This window comes from Moellerella wisconsensis ATCC 35017 (assembly GCF_001294465.1).
Classification (GTDB): domain Bacteria; phylum Pseudomonadota; class Gammaproteobacteria; order Enterobacterales; family Enterobacteriaceae; genus Moellerella; species Moellerella wisconsensis.
The window spans coordinates 1-19,177 of record NZ_LGAA01000015.1 but is presented as its reverse complement, the minus strand read 5'-3'; the positions used below and the strand labels follow the sequence as shown (position 1 = coordinate 19,177).

The window sequence follows — 19,177 nt, the reverse complement described above, 5'->3', positions numbered from 1 at the left end:
AATATCAATATCAGACAAAATTTATTTTATCTTGCAGACTAAGTTTGTTATAAACTATACCATTATCCAATAATGAGTAAATTTGATAAAAAAACAACTTTTTTATAAAAAAAATCACTATAAATAATAATATAATCAAATTGAATTTAACTTATGTTTGATATCTTCATAAGAACGATCCTGTTTACCTTTCATTTAAAGCATTAAGAATAAAATAAAAAAATCAATACAAAGATTATCTACTTATTTCATTGATTATCTTTGTCTCACTCACAGCAATTAGTTAATTAAATAATATGAAAAAATTAGAATATTTTTTAAAGATAGTACGTACTAGCATTATTAGTGATAAAAATTACTTAACTAAAAAATTTATGAAAAAAATCAAATACTCGCCAAACTTTGATTTTCCGGAAAGCTTTAATGAAAAAATAAATCATCGAATATTATATGATAGAAATCCACTATTTACTCAATTAGCAGATAAACTATTAGTTCGAGATTTTATAAAACAGAAGATTGGTGAAGATTACTTAGTTCCACTACTAAAATGTTATAATAAAACGCAACAAATAAATTTAGATGAACTGCCTGAACAATTTGTACTAAAATGTAACCATGATAGTGGTAGTAGTATTATTTGTCATTCTAAGCACCATTTCGATTTATCTAAAGCTAAAAAAAAGCTTGATTTTCATCTTATGCGTAATCTTTATTATATTACGCGTGAAAAACACTATAAAAATATTAATGCTAAAATTATTTGCGAAAAGTATATTGATTTATTTAGTAAGAATAATCGTATGCTAACACCAGAAACATGTAGAATTCACTGTTTCGATGGGGTCCCCTATTATTCTGAAATTGATTTTTCTGATGAAAATGGTAATGAATTTATTAATATATATGATCCTGAATGGAATCTACAATCAGTTATGTTTGGATACCCTAACATGCGTCATAAACTTCCTCAGCCTGCGCTATATTCGAAAATGCTTGCACTTGCTACAATTTTAGCTGAAGGTTTTGATTATTGCCGTGTCGATTTCTTAATGTCAGAAAATAAGATTTATTTTAGTGAATTAACATTTACACCTAATGCTGGCCGTACCCTTATTGAACCAACATCATGGGATTATAAATTAGGTTCACTTTGGCAACAGAAAATTTATACCACTAATTAAAAAGTTATTGATTAACGATTGGCCTGCTAGCCAGCTATCCGTTTAAATTTATAGATCTGAATAGTTATAAATAAAAAGGGGAGTCAAATAAAATGACTCCCCTTTTCTATACAATCAATTCTATTATATATTTAACTCACCAGAATATGACTTTTACGTCGAACACTTGCAATCAGCATATAAATAGCTGTTGCGAGTAAAACCATAAAGAAAAAGTCCATTAATCCATTATTCTGAGCTATAAATCTACCAGCAGCAACAGGTCCAACGGCTGATCCAATGCTGTAGCTAAATAACATAACTTGAGTTGCCGCAACAATATAAGATGAGTCTAGATTATCGCATGCCAATGTAATAGCGATGGGATAAAGTGCAAAAGATGACATCCCCAATAATGCCAAAGCAATAACCATCACTAAATAATCATCTGATAAGTAAATCATTCCCATGGCAAAAACACCCAGCAAAGAAACCATAGCTAATAGTAAAGTTTTACTCATTAATAAGGATAATTTGCTAATAACTGGCTGAATAATCATGCCACCTAAAATAATAGCAGCCATTAAAACCCCAACCTGTTCGGTAGAGTAATGACCTTCTATTAATGATAATGGCATTAGACCATAAATAGTTCCCATCACAACACCGGATACCATACAACCGATAATCGCAGGTTTACTTAATTTGCTGATCTTCTTGAGTGATAAACGATGATGCGTTGCACATGTAGGTTGCCCTTGGCGTAAAAATAAGGGGGGCATAACCGCTAATAATAAGAGCCCTAGAACGACAACAAATGGAATAAAACCTTGGGTACCAATGACACCAATCACTAATTGCCCTACCGTTGTCCCTCCATAAAGAGCTGTCATATAAAAACTTAGACGTTTTGCTCGTTCCTTCGGACTATCACCAATTAATAACCATGATTCAACCACCACAAAAATGCCAGCAACAGCAATACCTGCAACTAAGCGAATCGGTAGCCAAAATTCTAGTTGTGGGGCTATAGGCAACGCAATGACAGTAGCTGATAGCATTAATAGGAAGCTAACAAATGATAAGCGATGGCCAATTTTAGCGATTACTGGTTCAATCAGCAGAGAGCCAATAAGTAAGCCAATATAATACGTACTGGCTAACCAGCCAGCATAACTTGTATCAATAGCAAAATTCCCCATAGATAAAGGAATTAAGCTCATTAAATAACCGGAGGCAATAGCAAAAATAGTTAAGCCAGCGACAGGTACGAAAGCACTGTCATTGGTGCGCATAGCAGAGGCCTGTTTCACGACCATCTCTCCACTTAAAAAGTAATTACATGCGCTGCATCTTCATCGGGGGAATGCCATGAGGCCTTATAATTCACACTGAGGAACAGTATAAATTCCGGCGACTGGAGCAGAATAAATAAAAGCTTAATAGCTCAATTGCGCGCAATATAGATCTTTCTATGCATAAATTACAATGAGAAAATCTAATGCTTATAAGCAAAAATTTTTATATTAGGTTTTAACTTAATTAATTAATTTTATTAATCCACATTAAAAATAAATATTATCAATAAAAACATAACGTTATAGTTTTCATTTTAATTGTCTATCTGTTATTAATAAAGTAACTATTATCAATAGTTATGATATGACCCTGTGGATAGAGCCTATGTTTTGTTACAATTATGCTAGCTACCTAGATATTCAATTTCTTTTTTGGCTGATTTTATAACATATAATTATTTTATCTTTCATATATATGAATTAATTTTTTTAATGTTTTACTCACTCTTACGAGTAAAACATATTAGGATCTTATTATCGATACTATATAGTTATCTGGTTATACAACTATAGCTACATAAGCATTTGGATACGATTAACAAAATCGATTACTTAGTCAGTTTTATTGCTTAATTAATCATATTATCACCTTAATATATGAGTATGCCCACAGAATTATAATTTTATTCATCATCCCTTTGTTTTTTATTCTATTATTGCCATTAATTAATGATTTACTAAATTAGTTATACATAATTATGTTTCATAAATAATATAAATATGTTTTATTAATAAATGAAAAAACACCGATGGAATTTAAAATATAAATAATAATCAAATAAAATACCACCACTAATAATTAACATTAAAAATAGTACAAGTAAAATAAAAACATAATGGCAAAAAAACCAAATAAATTCACGAGATTAAATTAAAATTTTATTTATTATGAAAGCAAATAAGTTAACTAAAGCTAATTAGACAGTAACCTTGATTACATACATTATATAGATTTGATTATTATAAATAATAAAAACTATATTCATCTAATGGATTAAATACTAAATAAGGAAGATTTTATGAAGAAAAATTTTAATCATATGGACTCAAATAAACTTAACTCAAAGAAATCAGTCGCATTATCGGGTATCTGCGCCGGGAATACAGCCCTCTGCACTGTAGGGAAAAATGGGAATGATCTACATTATCGTGGTTATGATATTCATGATTTAGCGGAAAAATGTGAATTTGAAGAAGTCGCCTATTTATTAATTCATGAAAAATTGCCTAATAATGCTGAACTAATTTGTTATAAAAATAAGCTTAAATCTCTACGGGGCTTGCCCACTAATGTCAAAATAATACTGGAATCGTTACCCGCATCGGCACATCCTATGGATGTTATTCGTACTGGTATCTCTGTAATAGGTTGTATTCTTCCGGAAAAAATTACACATCCACCTTCTGAAGCACGGGATATTGCTGATAAACTGCTCGCTTCATCAAGTTCAATATTATTATATTGGTATCATTTCAGTCATCATGGGAAACGTATTGAAACGGAAACTGATGATGACTCGATAGGAGGTCATTTTTTACATCTTTTACTCGATAAAACTCCATCATTAGAATGGGTTAAACACATGCATAGCTCTTATATTCTATATGCAGAACATGAGTTCAATGCATCAACCTTTTCCAGCCGAGTCATTGCTGGTACGGGAAGTGATTTTTATTCTGCCATCACAGGAGCAATTGCTACGCTTCGTGGGCCAAAACACGGTGGAGCAAATGAAGTTTCACTCGAGATTCAACAACGATATCATTCCCCAGAAGATGCCGAGCAAGACATTTTATCACGGCTACAACAGCAAGAAGTTATTATTGGTTTTGGTCATCCGGTATACACTCTTGCTGACCCTCGCCATAAAATAATTAAATCAATAGCCTATAAACTATCGCAAGAAACTAACAATCATAAACTGTACCAAATAGCTGATCGCATTGAAATGCTCATGGCTCAGCAAAAAAATTTATTCCCAAATCTCGATTGGTTTTCTGCTGTTTCCTATTATTTGATGGGAATACCGACAGCGATGTTTACTCCACTGTTTGCCATTGCACGTACTGCCGGGTGGGCTGCACATATTATTGAGCAACGTCTTGACAATAAAATCATTCGTCCTACTGCACATTATATTGGCCCTGAAAATCAGCCATTTATTACTCTAAAGGATCGGTCTTAACTCCTAAGATAGGAATAACTATGCCTACGCCAAGCACGTGCAATAATACTAAATATGATCAGGTTATTATTGATATTGTTGATTATGTAACTCAACAACCTGTTATTTCAGAACTTGCCTATGAAACCGCCTATTACTGTTTTTTAGATACGCTTGGTTGCGGTATGGAATCACTTGAATATCCAGCCTGTCGAAAATTATTAGGGCCTATTATCCCAGGAACCATTGTTCCTAATGGGACAAAAATTCCTGGAACTCAATTCCAATTAGACCCGATACAAGCAGCATTTAATATTGGTGCGATGAACCGTTGGCTAGATTTTAATGATACTTGGCTAGCTGCAGAATGGGGGCATCCCTCTGATAACTTAGGGGGTATTCTTGCTGTAGCTGATTGGTTATCACGCGAAGCCATCACTAAAGGACATGCACCTCTTACGATACAAAATGTACTCACCAGTATGATAAAAGCCCATGAAATACAAGGGTGTATCGCACTAGAAAATGCCTTTAATGAAGTTGGTCTAGATCACGTTATTTTAGTTAAAGTTGCTTCAACTGCCGTGATTGCAGAAATGCTGGGACTCAATCGAGAGCAGATACTTAGCGCGGTTTCTCTCGCTTGGCTGGATGGTCATCCGCTACGCACTTATCGTCAATCCCCCAATACTGGTACCCGAAAATCATGGGCGGCAGGAGATGCAACAGCTCGAGCAGTACGGTTAGTCCTTAAAGTTCAAAAAGGAGAAATGGGTTATCCTAGTGCCTTAACTGCCAAAAAATGGGGCTTTTATGATGTGCTATTTAAAGGACAGCCCTTTAAGTTTCAACGTCCCTATGGCTGCTATGTAATGGAAAATACCTTGTTTAAAATTTCTTTTCCCGCGGAGTTTCATGGACATACTGCTATAGAAGCTGCACTACAAATATATAATCAATTAAAAGAACAAGGAAAAAACAGTGATGACATTCATTCAGTAATAATAAAAACGCATGAGGCATGTTTACGAATTATAGATAAACAAGGCCCACTATATAATTCAGCCGATCGTGACCATTGTATTCAATATATGGTGGCAATTTCTCTATTGTATGGCAGATTAACCGCAGCCGATTACAGCGATACCGTCGCAGCTGATCCACGAATTGATATCTTACGGAGAAAAATAAATTGTAGCGAGAACCCCCTATTTACACAAGATTATCATGATCCTGATAAACGTTCGATAACCAATGCGATGTGCGTTATTTTAAATAATGGGGAACAATTAGATGAAATAATTATTGAATATCCATTAGGCCATGCTCGTCGTCGTAAAGAGGGGATCCCGCTATTATTAAAAAAATTCAGAGTGAATATAGCGCGTCAATTTCCTGAAGCTCAGCAACAACGAATATTAGCTGCGTCATTAGACCGGCGGTATTTAAATAATATTCCAGTAAATGAATATCTTGATCTATTAGTTATTTAATACATATTAAGTGCCAATCAAAATAATAGCGATTGGCACTATTTTTAATAAACTAATCATTTATATTATTCAATTCTAGTAACCGAATTTCTCTGTATTAATTTTGGGCAATAAATTAATGATTGGGCATGTATCTCATCACCGCGAGATATAGCCAAAGCTAATTCTGTGGCTTTTTCTGCCATCATTTGTATAGGGTAACAGACTGTAGTCAATCGAGGATGAATGTAACGCGCAATTAAAGCATCATCAAAGCCAACCACAGACATTTGCTGTGGTAATGCTATTCCATTCTCATCAAGTACCGACATGGCGCCTGCTGCCATAAAATCGTTATAAGCCACTACAGCGGAGATATTCAAGGATTTAGCCAATAAATTGGTCATCGCCTCTTCCCCTCCTTCACCATACGGTGAACCGTGCTCAATCATATTTTCTGAGTAAGGAATATTATTATCTTTTAACGCATCAAGATAACCTTGTAATCGTTGTTCCGCATCTTCAATTTGATGATTTGATGATATATAAGCAATATTCTTATGACCGTAATGAATAAGATGTTCTGTTGCTAAATATGCGCCTTGATAATTATTAAGTGAAATACAACGCTCAGAAATTTGAGGAATATGACGATTAATCAACACCATACTCGGCACTTCAGTGGCATAATCGATTAGTTGTGCATCAGATAATGCTTTCGAATGGATAACCAAAGCATCACAACGGTTATTAATTAATAATTCTATCGATTGTCGTTCTTCTTCTGCATTATGATAGCCATTACAAATCAAAATATGTTTACCATAACGATGGGCTACGCCATCAACAGCTTTAACTAATGTACCAAAGAACGGATCGGAGACATCATTAACCAAGACACCAATTGTATGACTATTTTGACTTACAAGCGCTCTAGCAGCGGCATTAGGACGATAACCAAGTTTGCTCATCGCTTGTTTTACAACAATAATTGATGCTTTGCTGGCTTTAGGTGATTCATTTATTACGCGTGAAACGGTCGCTACTGAAACACCTGCTTCCCGTGCAACATCTTTTATCGTTGCCATATTATGCCTCTTTGACAAATAACGCTATTAACCAATACATGACTTATTAATCCAACTATTTAGTCATAATCAGCATACGATTACATTACTGAAAAAACGATAGAAAACAACTAACTATTCGCTATGATATACTATAATAGATAATTAATAAGTAAAATTGACAGATATTTAATACTAAAAATTAAACGCGCTATATGAACGCGTTTAATCGATAATTTCTAACCTTTATGCTGGTTAAAAAATAAATTGATAGCTTGTGGAATGATGATAAGTTTTATTAGCTTGTTGTATGCCGCGATATTTTTCATCCCATTCAGGATGATTCGGTCCATCTGGTAAAAATTGCGTTTCCATAGCTACACCAAAGTAATTAGTGTATTTACTTGATTTTCCGCGCGTTCCTTGTAAATAATTTCCACTATATAACTGCATGCTTGGCATCGTTGTCGCAATATCTAAGCGAACATCATCATCAGGAGAAAATAACGAAGCAATAATGGATTGGCCATCTGTTTTCTCTATATCCAAGATCAGTGGATGATCGTAACCGCCTACCCGCAGTTGTTCGTCATCTTGTAAAAAATCACGACCAATACGCCGACGCTGACTAAAATCAAAATGTGTTCCAGTCGTTTTTCGCCATTCACCGGTTGGGATACCCTCAGCTGTTAACGGTAAAAATTGAGGTGCATAAAGCTGTAAATCATGTTCTAAACAAGTTCGAGTCGAATTCTCGCCAGCTAAATTGAAATAACTATGATTGGTTAAACTTACCGGACAGTGTTTATTTGTTTGGCTGGTATAGGTGATAGTGACTCGATTATCATCCGTCAGACAATACTCTACAGAGGCCTGTAAATCCCCGGGAAAACCTTGATCTCCATCAGGAGAAAAAAGTGAAAATAAAACCTCATTTTGATTTTTTTTCTCTATTTTCCATTGACGATAACTGAAGTTATCAATTCCACCATGCAAACAATTAGGTGCTTGATTAATTGTTAAAGTGAATTCTTCACCCTCTAAAGTGAATTTTCCATTCGCTATTCGGTTAGCAAAACGACCAACGGTTGCACCCAGATAAACTTGCTGTTGTGATAAGGCTGATAATGATGGTGCTCCCAATAAAACATCTCTTTCTCCTGATTTTAAGGGAAGTATGCAACTTAGCCACGTTGCACCAAAATCAGTAAGCTGTATTTTCATCCCGCCACGATTAGTCAGTGTGATAATTTGAGAATTAATATCTTCCATAAGAGCACCTGTCCTTAATTAACAACAATTGACGATGAATAACAAAATAAGTCGGTTAATAAATTATAGCGTATCGATTTATTTCAGCTAAAACTATTCACTATAAACACCCGCACCTGCACTCGGCTGACAAACATAAATTTCAGCCTGCAATCCGGTTGCTGTATGATAATTAGCATCGATAGCTTCAATCACAGAATCGACTTTATCTTGCTTCATCAAGGCCACGATACAACCGCCAAAACCTCCGCCGGTCATTCTAACACCGCCTTCATCTGCCAGTACCGCTTTAACAATATCCACTAATGTATCTATTTCTTGCACGGTAATTTCAAAATCATCACGCATAGATATATGCGATTGCTCCATTAATTGGCTTAATAATGGTAAATTATTGTCGGTTAATGCCTTCGCAGCAGCTAAAGTCCGAGCATTTTCACTGATTACATGACGAGCACGCTTCGCCACTATGCTATCTAACTGACTGGCTTTTTTTACAAACTCATCCTCTGTGATATCACGTAGCGCTTTAATTCCTAATATTCTAGCGGCTTCTTCACATTGCAAACGACGAGTATTATATTCGCTATCAACTAATCCACGCTTTTTATTAGAATTAATAATCATCACTACTAAATCTTTTGGAATAATAACAGACGAGGTTTCTAGCGATCGGCAATCAATTAATAATGCATGCCCTTGCTCTCCACAAGCTGAAATTAATTGATCCATAATACCGCAATTACAACCAACAAACTGATTTTCTGCTTGTTGTCCATTAAGAGCAATCTCTTGTTGGCTAATATCTAATTGATAAAGTTCTTGAATCGCCTGACCAATAACAACTTCTAAAGAAGCGGAAGAACTTAGCCCCGTACCTTGTGGAATATTACCACTCACACTAATATCACAGCCGCCGAAATGATAACCACGGGCTAATAAAAACTTAATCACACCTCGGATATAATTAGCCCACATTTTATCGGCTAAAAATTCTATTTCTTGGTCCAAATTAAATTCATCGATTTCATTACCATAATCAACAGCAACAACCCGAATAATATTATCATCACGCTTCGCAGCTCCGACTAATGTTAGATAATTAATCGCGCAAGGTAAAACAAATCCATCATTATAATCTGTGTGTTCACCAATCAAATTTACACGTCCCGGCGCCTGAATAAACACCTGTGGTGAATAATTAAATGATTGAATAAAGGATTGAGTCACGACCTGTTTTAATCTATTCATTAAAGTATCCTCTGATTAACGATATAGCTCCCCTTGCCCGCAAGAGGCTGAGGAATAAGCTATAAATTTATCTATATTATTCGGAATTAGCTCATCAATTTAATTTTGTTGTTTATAGTGGATATCACTAACCGAACGTAATTTCTCTGCCGCTTGTTCTGGTGTTAAATCACGTTGCACTTCTGCTAGCATTTCATAGCCGACCATAAATTTTCGTACCGATGCTGAACGTAATAAAGGCGGATAAAAAATAGCATGTAATTGCCAATGTTCAGTATCGCGACCATCGGTAAAATAAGGTGCAAAATGCCAACCCATAGAATATGGAAATGGACAATTAAACAAATTGTCATAACGACAGGTTAATTTTTTTATCGCTAACGCCAGATCTTCTTCCATCGGTCCAGTTAATTGTTCCATTCTCTTAACTGGCAATTTAGGTAATAACATAGTCTCAAATGGCCATGCTGCCCAATAAGGAACCACTGCAACCCAATATTGTGTTTCAACTACTATACGTTGACCATCTTTTAATTCCTCAGCCACATAGTCAACTAACAAATTCGTTCCGTGCTGTTGAGAATATTCCTGTAGGTAATTATCTTTTCTAGCTAACTCATTAGGAAGAAAATCACTGGCCCAAATTTGCCCATGCGGATGAGGTTGAGAGCATCCCATCATTTCACCTTTATTCTCAAATACTTGAACCCATAAATAATCTTTACTAAGTTCTTCAATTTGTTGCTTCCAAACAGTAATAACATTCTGAATTTGACTTATCGGTAATTCAGCTAAAGTTTTACTATGATCAGGAGAAAAACAAATCACTCGACTCAACCCACTTACAGCTTGCGTTTGAAATAAAGCCGATTGATGTTCTGGCTGTTGGCTTTGTTGCGGTAATAAAGCAGAAAAATCATTTTGAAAAACATGTATATGAGGATAATTAGGATTTTTTTCACCTGATATCCGCTCATTTCCAGGACATAAATAGCAGGTAGGATCATACGAAGGTAAAGTAACCGCACTCGATTTTTCATCCATTCCACTCCATGGACGTTTAGAACGGTGTGGAGAAACTAATATCCATTGCCCTGTTAGTGGATTATAACGACGATGTGGACAATCTGACGGATTAAATTTTATTTTCTCCATAGCAACCTCTTTTAATCTATGAATTCTGCAATAAAAACTAAGATAGATGCCCTATTGATTTATAGAATAACGATGCTATTCATATCGTTACCCCTAAAATCAAGGCAAATGATGGCTCGACTCTCTAACAATGAAAGCAGTATATCCTGCAACTTATAGATATTCTGTGATCTCTCTCGCGTTAGTGTAAACGTTTACATAAACAGCAAAGATTGATTGATTATCTCTTTATTCATGGAGTTATAATTAAACAGAAAATATACTAATAAAAAATATCGTTGGTGTATCTTTTAATACTCATACGACACACTAACGATTTAAATATGCGGGGGTATTGATTACAGAACTGATTTAATAAACAAAGATATCAATGTTTACAATTTTCATCGTAAGGATCTAAATGCGTCATAACATTCAAAATTTGTGGGTGCTCTAATAAACGATCTCTCACATTAACGGCTATATCATGTCCACACTGAATACTAAGTGTACCATCAACCTCTAAATGTACATCAACCAAATAATAATCACCCGATTTACGAGTTTTTAAATCATGAAATCCTTTAATTTCAGAGGTTTCTTCAAGGATCTGGCGAATTTCAACTAATGTCTCTTCATTAGCACCTTTATCCATCAAATCTTGCATAGATTGATAAGTAAAAGTGTATCCCATACGGCCAACAAATGTTCCTACGATCAACGCAGCTATTGGATCGAATATTTTAAAACCACATAAACTACCAATAATACCAATCGCAACTACCAATGAAGATGCCGCATCAGAACGTGCATGCCATGCATTGGCCACCAACATGCTTGAATTAACTTTTTTCGCCACATTTAGCATATAACGAAATAATGTTTCCTTGGCAATTAAAGCACTTAGCGCAGCAACCAAAGCAATACTATGGACTTCGGGGATCAATTCTGGAGCGATGATTTTTTGTACCGCAGACCAAATCATGCCAATACCCACAATCGATAAAATAATCCCCAGAATCAATGACGCTCCATTTTCATAGCGAAAATGTCCATAAGGATGATCTTCATCGGGTTTCTTATGACTTTTCTTATTCGCAATTAATACAACAAAATCAGCAACTAGATCAGATAGTGTATGAATACCATCAGCAATTAGTCCTTGTGAATGAGAAAAAATACCAATAATGATCTGCCATAAGGATAAAACTAAATTGACAGCAATACTAACCAAGGTACTTTTCTTTGCCGCTTGGAATTTTTCAGTTTGTAATGAAGCGTTATCCTTAACTAATTCATTTGACGTGTTATGTTTATGCATAATTTATATTCTATCTAGTAAATTTAAATCATTATCATTTAAAATTGTATTTATAAATCAATAAATTAAACAACTTTATTTAGGACCAAAGATATTGCCATAATGATAACTAAAAGTCTTCATTTATATAATTAGCTAAATTTTTATTACACAATAAAATAGCCTAATATAACTATGCGACAGATAAAAAACTTCTCAAGCGCTATGAGATCGCTGAATATTCAGTACATTAACTTTAATATGGTTCTAGCATAACTCACTGATTTTAATATCACTAACTGGGCTTGAATGTATTTAAAAATCAATTATGAAATAAACCACATATAAAATTAATTTATAATCTTATTAAGACTATATTAATTGAAATAAGAAATATGTTACATTTTATCTGATAAGTTTTTGTGACTATTCACAATATAACTAATTAAATTTGCTATAATTGATCGTAATAAAAACAGCAGACGAGGCCTTTATGTATAAAACAATTTTAGTTCCTATTGATCTTCTTGAAGATGATTTGAATCCAGAAATTATCAAACATGTCGAGCAGTTGGCTAAATTAGGCTCACCTAAAATTCATTTTTTATCGGTGATACCTAGCGTCGAGTTATTTTTCGGTATTGAAGTGGCTATTTTGCCTGAAAGTCAAAAAGATTCAGCTGAGCGTTCTAAATTGGCATTTCGTGCCTTAGAAGATATTATTAAGAATGTTAATATTCCAGATGAGCGAATTGTTTGTAATATTGGTATTGGTTCTGCAAAAGATGAAATTTTAAGTTATGCCACTGATATCAATGCTGACTTAATCGTTATTGGATCTCATCATCCAAGTACAACAACTTATTTATTGGGCTCAACAGCGTCTACTATTGTACGTCATGCTAATACCTCAGTATTAGTTATCAGATAGTTCACAATAATAAAAAAATACTATATCCATAAATTAACAATTAGGTTGATTAACTGGAATTGAGCATAAAAGCTCTGGTATTACGTTGATTAAAATTAATCACGTTAACCAGAGCCTATATTATTTATTCAGGATTATTTTTGGACTGAAGTAGATAAACTATCTTCTGCTGACCATACGCGATATTTAACATCCATATCTTTTGGCGCATAAACCACAATTGGTAACTTACTGTTATAACGAACAAAAGCTTCATCACCTAAATTAGTAGTTACAAAGCTTTCTTTTGGAGCCTGGTCACCACAACCCATCATTGTAGAAGCTGGGCCTTTAACTTCTTCGAGTTGATAGTAATTATATCCCCAACCCTGTAGCTCTTTTTTATCTAATTCGCCCATAAACCATTGTTTATTACAATCTACTTTAAGTGTCTTACCTATAACTAATTCAACCATATAATCATTTTCATTAGATTTTGGTTGTAATTCAATCACATGGCGTGTCATTCCAGCTTCAGCTTTAGGATAAGGCGCAATCTTTTCTAATTGGTTTTCAGCTATAGCACAAGAAGAAACTAAAACAGCAGCCATGAGTGGAAAAATCGTTTTTTTCATTATTTCATCCTATTGCTTAATAAAAGAATATATAACTCTCCTTTAGAGGCCGTAATCATAGACTAAGTTCAATCCTTTTTAACTCAACATAATCTTAATTACTTGCAATTAAGCTTACCACATGAATATATCATCCTAATAATTAAACTAACTTTACTTACTATAGAAAAACACAAAAAATTTAAACTTAGATTTCAAACAGTTAAATTTATCATTTTGTCATTTTAATTAAACCTATCAAAATATGTGTAAAAAATAGACAAAAATAAGGCGATAAAATGTTCTACTGTTATAATGAGTTTGAGGCTTAATATTTCTTAGGAGGTACGAATATGTATTCTACAAATGATAATTTAGTTTCAGAACTTAAAGCAGCTCACCCTCGATTTCAGTCTTTATATGAAAAACATGATCAGCTAGACAAACAAATAAGGGGACTTGAAGGTCCGTCTGGAGCTGGTTATAACCTACAACTAGTTAAATTAAAAAAAGAAAAGCTTCATCTAAAAGATGAAATGCAAAAAATAATACAACAGGCACAATATTTAAAATAACTTAAGTTAACTTAACAAACTTTAAGCTATTTAATTTTTATATGAATGGCATAACTTATTGAATCATTATGCCATTCATTGTGACATTTCACGATCTCATTAAATATCATCACATTATCTAGCTTTATTCTTACATTAATAACAGGTATATTAAATACACCATTAACTAATGGAGGAATATTCAATGAGAGGAAAACGGATTCAACGGGAAATAAAAACAATCAATAAAATGATTAAGCTGTATGAAAAATCATATCCCGCGCCTATAGAACAACCTAATTTATATCAGGATCTCTACACATACGCAGTTAAACGACTAGAGAAGTGCCGCTATGGTGAAAATAAACCAGCCTGTAAACAATGCCCTGTTCATTGCTATCAACCAAAAATGCGCGAACAAATGAAACGTATTATGCGTTGGTCTGGGCCAAGAATGATTATTTTTCATCCAACACTAGCCATCAAGCACTTAATTGATGATAAAAAACCCGTACCCGAATTACCAATAAGAAGAAAAAATAATAATAAATAAAAATTATTTTAACTTAGCTATATAATGATGATTATTTATCATTAACTAAGCTATCTTTCTTTTCTACCTTTACCAATTTTCCTTCTGCATTATCTTTGATAACAGATAATTTCTTTTTCATTTTTTCATCGAGAATTTCTGATTGACCTAAAAATTTACCTCCTTTACTAATAGATATATTTTCACAACAGCAAGTACCAGATAACTCACCTTCATCTTGGATTTCAAGATTGATACAACTGCATTTACCTTGAACTTTACCATTGATAGTTACATTTTCAGCTTCTATTTCTCCTTCCATTCCGCCTCCTTTCATAACTTGGGCAATACCTCCTGTAACATAAAGATTCCCTTTAAAGCATCCCCAAATTTTTATATCACCCTTGACTCGTAGTGTACCTTCAAAATGACTATCTTTGGCAATTACAGTAATTAACTTGACGCTATCAGTAATTTTTTTAGGCTCTATTATTATATCCTCAATAGGCTTTACGGCGACTTGATTTTTTCTACCTAACATTAAATTTATAACCTTCTGTCTTAAAAGAGGAATGAATACTCCTCCAACGAATAAAATGATAAAAAAGATACACATCATCGTAAATGGGATAAAGAAAGTTAGAATAAAAAACCATCCTCCCCATAAAAACCATAAGTATAAATTTTTATGTTTATTAATAATAATTACCTAATTACATTTATTGTTTAGCTTAATTAAAATAATAGCAGTAACTTCAAATACTTGATAAGGCAATAAACAGTATAATTTATCGGTTTCTCTGCCTCTCATATCAAAAAATCATCTAATATCCACATTTTTATTCTAGTCTTTGCAAAAATACACATTAGAATCAGTTAACTATGCAGACACGGTTAAAATGTAATAAATTTACATAAAAATAAATCAGTTATTATTACCTTAACCAAATAATTAATTAAATTAATTTATTAATAACATCATCAACTATACTAAAAACCTTAAATATCAGCATTAAAATAATAAAACCCCGATTAAATCATAAGATTAACTTATTGATATAAGAGTTTAGTTATTATATTTTTTTAGACTACAGTATTTAAATAATATTTTTGTTTCAAAATTACGTTTAAACAAAGAGTTTAATCAAATAAATCAATCGATAGGATTTATTTTAAAATATTAAGATATAATAAATAACTGAATAGTTTACTTTATATTAACTATTGTATTTATTACGAACTAATAGATCGTAAATTAAACCCTATTAGTAGTTCAATTACGATTAGTTAATTGATTTTATGGTTTATTTAATTTGTATATAGATAAAAATTTTTTATTTTATGTTTATAGCTGTATCAAAATAGAACAAAAAAAAACCTTATAGTTAATAAAATACCCATATAAGCTAATATTGATAGTAAATAACAAAAAACAACTCGTAAAAAACGATTCAAATAGCTAAATAACTCGCATTTTATACATCTAGAAACATTTGCTAATACTTTGAATTATTTTATGACACAAAAAAAAACACTCTATATAATTTTCTCACATTGCCGATATCAATAATTAAAGCATGGTCTAGCCAATGCGTTACATAGTGTTTACTGAAAACATTATGCTTTTTTTATCAAAAAACTATATGTGAGATGTTTATGAAAATAAATGATGATAAGAATGATAACTATATTAGTAAATTACACTTCTATGAAACTAATAACCACGCGATTATCAATAAGAGCTCCAAGGGGCTACTAATAGTTACTAAAGGTTCAATAATTTGGCAGGCGCCCGCATCAACCACTCAAGTTAATGAAAATGATATTATTTATCTAAAACAAGGAACTTATGCACTGCAAAGTAAAGAAAAAGAAAGTGAATTACTCTGGATCCCATTAAATGATAATTTCTTACGTGATTACTTAAATAAATATGGCGATATATTAAGCGAAATTAAACGCTGCGATGAAAGTCTAAGTGATGTGATAAAATTCACTAATACACCATTATTATTAGAAACTTGTCATAGTTTACTTTCTTTTTTGACTCATGATTGCCCTGAGGCACTAATCAATTTACGACTATCTGAACTAATGTTATTATTATCTTATAGTGATAAAGGCTCTGAATTGATGTCTAATTTACGCCAATTAAGTAATAGACAAGCTGAAAGATTACAAATATTCATGGAAAATAATTATTTAAAAGAATGGAAACTCAATGAATTTTCTAAAGAATTTGGAATGGGTTTAACCACATTTAAAGAATTATTTAACTCAGTTTATGCTACATCACCAAGAGCTTGGATTAGTGAGAAAAGAATTATGTATGCTCACCAATTACTAATCAATACAGATATGAGTATCGTTGAGATATCGATGGAAGCTGGATTTTCAAGTCAATCTTATTTTACTCAAAGTTACCGTAAACGATTTGGATATACTCCTAGCCGATCCAGGAACACTAGCGACTAAAATTGATAAAATATTATCAGAAAAATAATATTTAAAATGCCCTGTCAGTTATAAAATAGCATAAGACAGATTGCTATCACTGACAGAAAGGCATGGTAAATGAATAATATTATAAAATTACTAAATGAATACACATCAAATTTCAACAATAAAGAAAACCTAAACTATCAAATATCATTATCTAATATAGAAACAAAAATACATATACAGCAATTAAATTTATTAAAACGAATATTTGGCCGTCATAAATATGATTTATTTATTCATTCCGACTTTTACCAAAATAGAATAAAATATCCTTTTACAAAATCAGAGTTACATCAAATAATATCTCATACTTCAGATTTTAAACAACTACTAATCAACGACATTGATTTATCTGATAAAAATTTATTTATAAACTATTTTTTAATTCCTATCATAAATTGGTTTATTAATACCAAATATCCAAAGCTAACTGACTTAATCAAACAATACATTATAATTAGTACAGAAGAAAAACAATATTGTATATTAAGTCAATTAGAGGAATATAAGGTAAATAATAAAAGTATATCTATTATTTCATTAAAAAAAGAACGAATTCATCAAGAATTAGAATCTATATTCTTACGTTTTGAACAAGATGGAGCTGATTTACTATGCTTAATAAATAGACAGTATGATTTTATTAATTTAAATTCATCATATCAAATACCCATGGAGCTAAAGAGGGTCTGGCAATATCTATCTCAACCCTATAGATCTAGTAATGACTTTTCAATGTTAGAAAATTGGCTATCATCTCATCAAATAAAGACTTTTAGCAATCATTACATTTGGTCTAACTAGAATGTGAAAATAATTAAAAGTGTCAGGGGATATATACCTGACCTTAGCGTTAATTTTACTCTATTAATTAAAATATAATTTATAGATAACAATAAAAAAGCCAGTCATATTAACCGGCTTTGCAATTATCAATATAATTTCTTCACTATTCTACTTTTAATACTTTTAAATCAATTATCGACATCGAGTTCGGTGCTATCTGCCCAGGAATACCATTAATACCGTATCCACCTTCTGGTTTGATATACACTTTAACGACACCACCAACACCGGCTTTTTGTATAAAGCTATTTAGCGGTATAGGTAATTCTTTATAAGGTAATACCACCGGGTTATCTTCCTTATATAACACAGTTACAGTCCCATCAGTCAACTGCTCACGCATAATAAAACTAATTTGTTTATTATCTATATTTTTTATCGCTGTTCCTTTCTGCAATATTTTAAAATATGTGTTTGCATCTAATTTGTTATATTTATCTTTTATCAGACTAGCAATTATTTTCTGATTTTTCTTTTTATTTTGTTCACTAACAGTATTATCAATCGGCTTAGTCGCTGTCGGTAATGTAGAATTTAAACTAACTTTAGGTACTGATTGAGTACCTGACTGAACGGCAGTACCTTTCTTAAGCTGTTCATTTTCTAATTTCAATGCTGCTAATTGAGATTTCAAGCTATCAAATTGAGATGTTTGAATTGAACCATCAACTAATGATTTTTGTTTTTGAAGTTCAAGATTTAATTTATTAATATCTTGTTTCGCAGCAGTTAGCTGTTGCTCAAACAATTTATTTGCTTGTTTTTTTTCATCAATCTGCTGCTTTAATAACTCTATTGCCGCACTTTGAGCCACAAACTGCGTATTCACTGCTTTAAGTTGATCTTTTTCCTGATTCAATAAATTAATAGTATGTTTAGCTTTAGTTAGTTGACTCACTAATTCTTCTACATCACTGCTTCCAGCTTGTTTTTTCGCTGTAATATCAGCCTCAAGCTGATGATTTATCTGCATTTGCTGCTGGATACGCTGAGTCAATGTTTTATTGTTGGCAATAAATTCATTTAGTTGCTGACGC

17 protein-coding genes are annotated in these 19,177 nt (G+C 32.5%); 8 read left to right on the top strand and 9 right to left on the bottom strand.

Translation table 11 applies throughout. From position 1 onward, the window contains the following. Nucleotides 1-296 precede the first annotated feature (296 nt). Nucleotides 297-1,184, top strand: a complete 888-nt coding sequence (locus M992_RS07135; RefSeq protein WP_053907935.1) for an ATP-grasp fold amidoligase family protein — start codon at nucleotides 297-299, stop codon at nucleotides 1,182-1,184. A 131-nt stretch (nucleotides 1,185-1,315) separates the two neighbouring features. Here the strand turns inward: M992_RS07135 and M992_RS07130 are convergent, their stop codons facing one another. Then, nucleotides 1,316-2,458 carry an MFS transporter gene (locus tag M992_RS07130; RefSeq protein ID WP_053907949.1) on the bottom strand — a complete coding sequence of 381 codons (1,143 nt, stop codon included), beginning with the start codon at nucleotides 2,456-2,458 and terminating at the stop codon, nucleotides 1,316-1,318. Nucleotides 2,459-3,540: 1,082 nt separating this feature from the next. On the opposite strand from M992_RS07130, the gene prpC reads away from it, so the two are divergent. Then, nucleotides 3,541-4,707, top strand: coding sequence for a bifunctional 2-methylcitrate synthase/citrate synthase (prpC, locus tag M992_RS07125; protein WP_053907934.1), 1,167 nt, complete (start codon nucleotides 3,541-3,543; stop codon nucleotides 4,705-4,707). Nucleotides 4,708-4,727: 20 nt separating this feature from the next. Beyond that, a complete protein-coding gene (locus M992_RS07120; RefSeq protein ID WP_053907933.1) occupies nucleotides 4,728-6,179 on the top strand; it encodes a bifunctional 2-methylcitrate dehydratase/aconitate hydratase in 1,452 nt (483 codons plus the stop codon). 65 nt (nucleotides 6,180-6,244) lie between these two features. Here M992_RS07120 and M992_RS07115 read toward each other — a convergent pair whose 3' ends face one another. From M992_RS07115 to M992_RS07095, 5 genes are all read right to left on the bottom strand, one after another. Next, a complete protein-coding gene (locus M992_RS07115) occupies nucleotides 6,245-7,246 on the bottom strand; it encodes a substrate-binding domain-containing protein (protein ID WP_053907932.1) in 1,002 nt (333 codons plus the stop codon). Nucleotides 7,247-7,480: 234 nt separating this feature from the next. After that, nucleotides 7,481-8,497, bottom strand: coding sequence for a galactose-1-epimerase (gene galM, locus M992_RS07110; RefSeq protein ID WP_053907931.1), 1,017 nt, complete (start codon nucleotides 8,495-8,497; stop codon nucleotides 7,481-7,483). A gap of 93 nt (nucleotides 8,498-8,590) precedes the next feature. Further along, nucleotides 8,591-9,748 (bottom strand): galactokinase, encoded by a 1,158-nt coding sequence (galK, locus tag M992_RS07105; RefSeq protein ID WP_053907930.1) that lies wholly within the window; start codon nucleotides 9,746-9,748, stop codon nucleotides 8,591-8,593. Nucleotides 9,749-9,847: 99 nt separating this feature from the next. Next, complete coding sequence (locus M992_RS07100; RefSeq protein ID WP_053907929.1) at nucleotides 9,848-10,903, bottom strand: UDP-glucose--hexose-1-phosphate uridylyltransferase; 1,056 nt, start codon at nucleotides 10,901-10,903, stop codon at nucleotides 9,848-9,850. A gap of 367 nt (nucleotides 10,904-11,270) precedes the next feature. Next, on the bottom strand, nucleotides 11,271-12,203 hold the full coding sequence (locus M992_RS07095) for a cation diffusion facilitator family transporter (RefSeq protein ID WP_053907928.1): 933 nt from the start codon (nucleotides 12,201-12,203) through the stop codon (nucleotides 11,271-11,273). Between the two features lie 472 nt (nucleotides 12,204-12,675). Between M992_RS07095 and M992_RS07090 the strand changes: the two genes are divergently transcribed. Beyond that, nucleotides 12,676-13,113 (top strand): universal stress protein, encoded by a 438-nt coding sequence (locus tag M992_RS07090; RefSeq protein ID WP_053907927.1) that lies wholly within the window; start codon nucleotides 12,676-12,678, stop codon nucleotides 13,111-13,113. A 134-nt stretch (nucleotides 13,114-13,247) separates the two neighbouring features. Here the strand turns inward: M992_RS07090 and eco are convergent, their stop codons facing one another. Further along, a complete protein-coding gene (gene eco / locus M992_RS07085) occupies nucleotides 13,248-13,727 on the bottom strand; it encodes a serine protease inhibitor ecotin (RefSeq protein ID WP_053907926.1) in 480 nt (159 codons plus the stop codon). A gap of 332 nt (nucleotides 13,728-14,059) precedes the next feature. Here eco and M992_RS07080 point away from each other — a divergent pair, with 332 nt between their 5' ends. Beyond that, nucleotides 14,060-14,281 carry a DUF465 domain-containing protein gene (locus M992_RS07080; RefSeq protein WP_053907925.1) on the top strand — a complete coding sequence of 74 codons (222 nt, stop codon included), beginning with the start codon at nucleotides 14,060-14,062 and terminating at the stop codon, nucleotides 14,279-14,281. Nucleotides 14,282-14,465: 184 nt separating this feature from the next. Beyond that, nucleotides 14,466-14,813: a nitrous oxide-stimulated promoter family protein gene (locus M992_RS07075; RefSeq protein ID WP_053907924.1), complete on the top strand. Its 348-nt coding sequence runs from the start codon at nucleotides 14,466-14,468 to the stop codon at nucleotides 14,811-14,813. Between the two features lie 31 nt (nucleotides 14,814-14,844). Here M992_RS07075 and M992_RS07070 read toward each other — a convergent pair whose 3' ends face one another. After that, entirely contained in the window at nucleotides 14,845-15,333 is a 489-nt protein-coding gene (locus M992_RS07070) for a bactofilin family protein (protein ID WP_053907923.1), read from the bottom strand. 1,115 nt (nucleotides 15,334-16,448) lie between these two features. Between M992_RS07070 and M992_RS07065 the strand changes: the two genes are divergently transcribed. Next, the gene (locus M992_RS07065) at nucleotides 16,449-17,267 is read left to right on the top strand and encodes a helix-turn-helix transcriptional regulator (RefSeq protein ID WP_053907922.1); all 819 of its coding nucleotides are present in this window, start codon (nucleotides 16,449-16,451) and stop codon (nucleotides 17,265-17,267) included. Nucleotides 17,268-17,366: 99 nt separating this feature from the next. Beyond that, entirely contained in the window at nucleotides 17,367-18,098 is a 732-nt protein-coding gene (locus M992_RS07060; RefSeq protein ID WP_053907921.1) for a T3SS regulon anti-activator ExsD family protein, read from the top strand. A gap of 145 nt (nucleotides 18,099-18,243) precedes the next feature. Here M992_RS07060 and M992_RS15450 read toward each other — a convergent pair. Then, nucleotides 18,244-19,177: hypothetical protein (locus M992_RS15450; RefSeq protein ID WP_248842502.1), on the bottom strand; the 934-nt coding region annotated here is incomplete at its 5' end.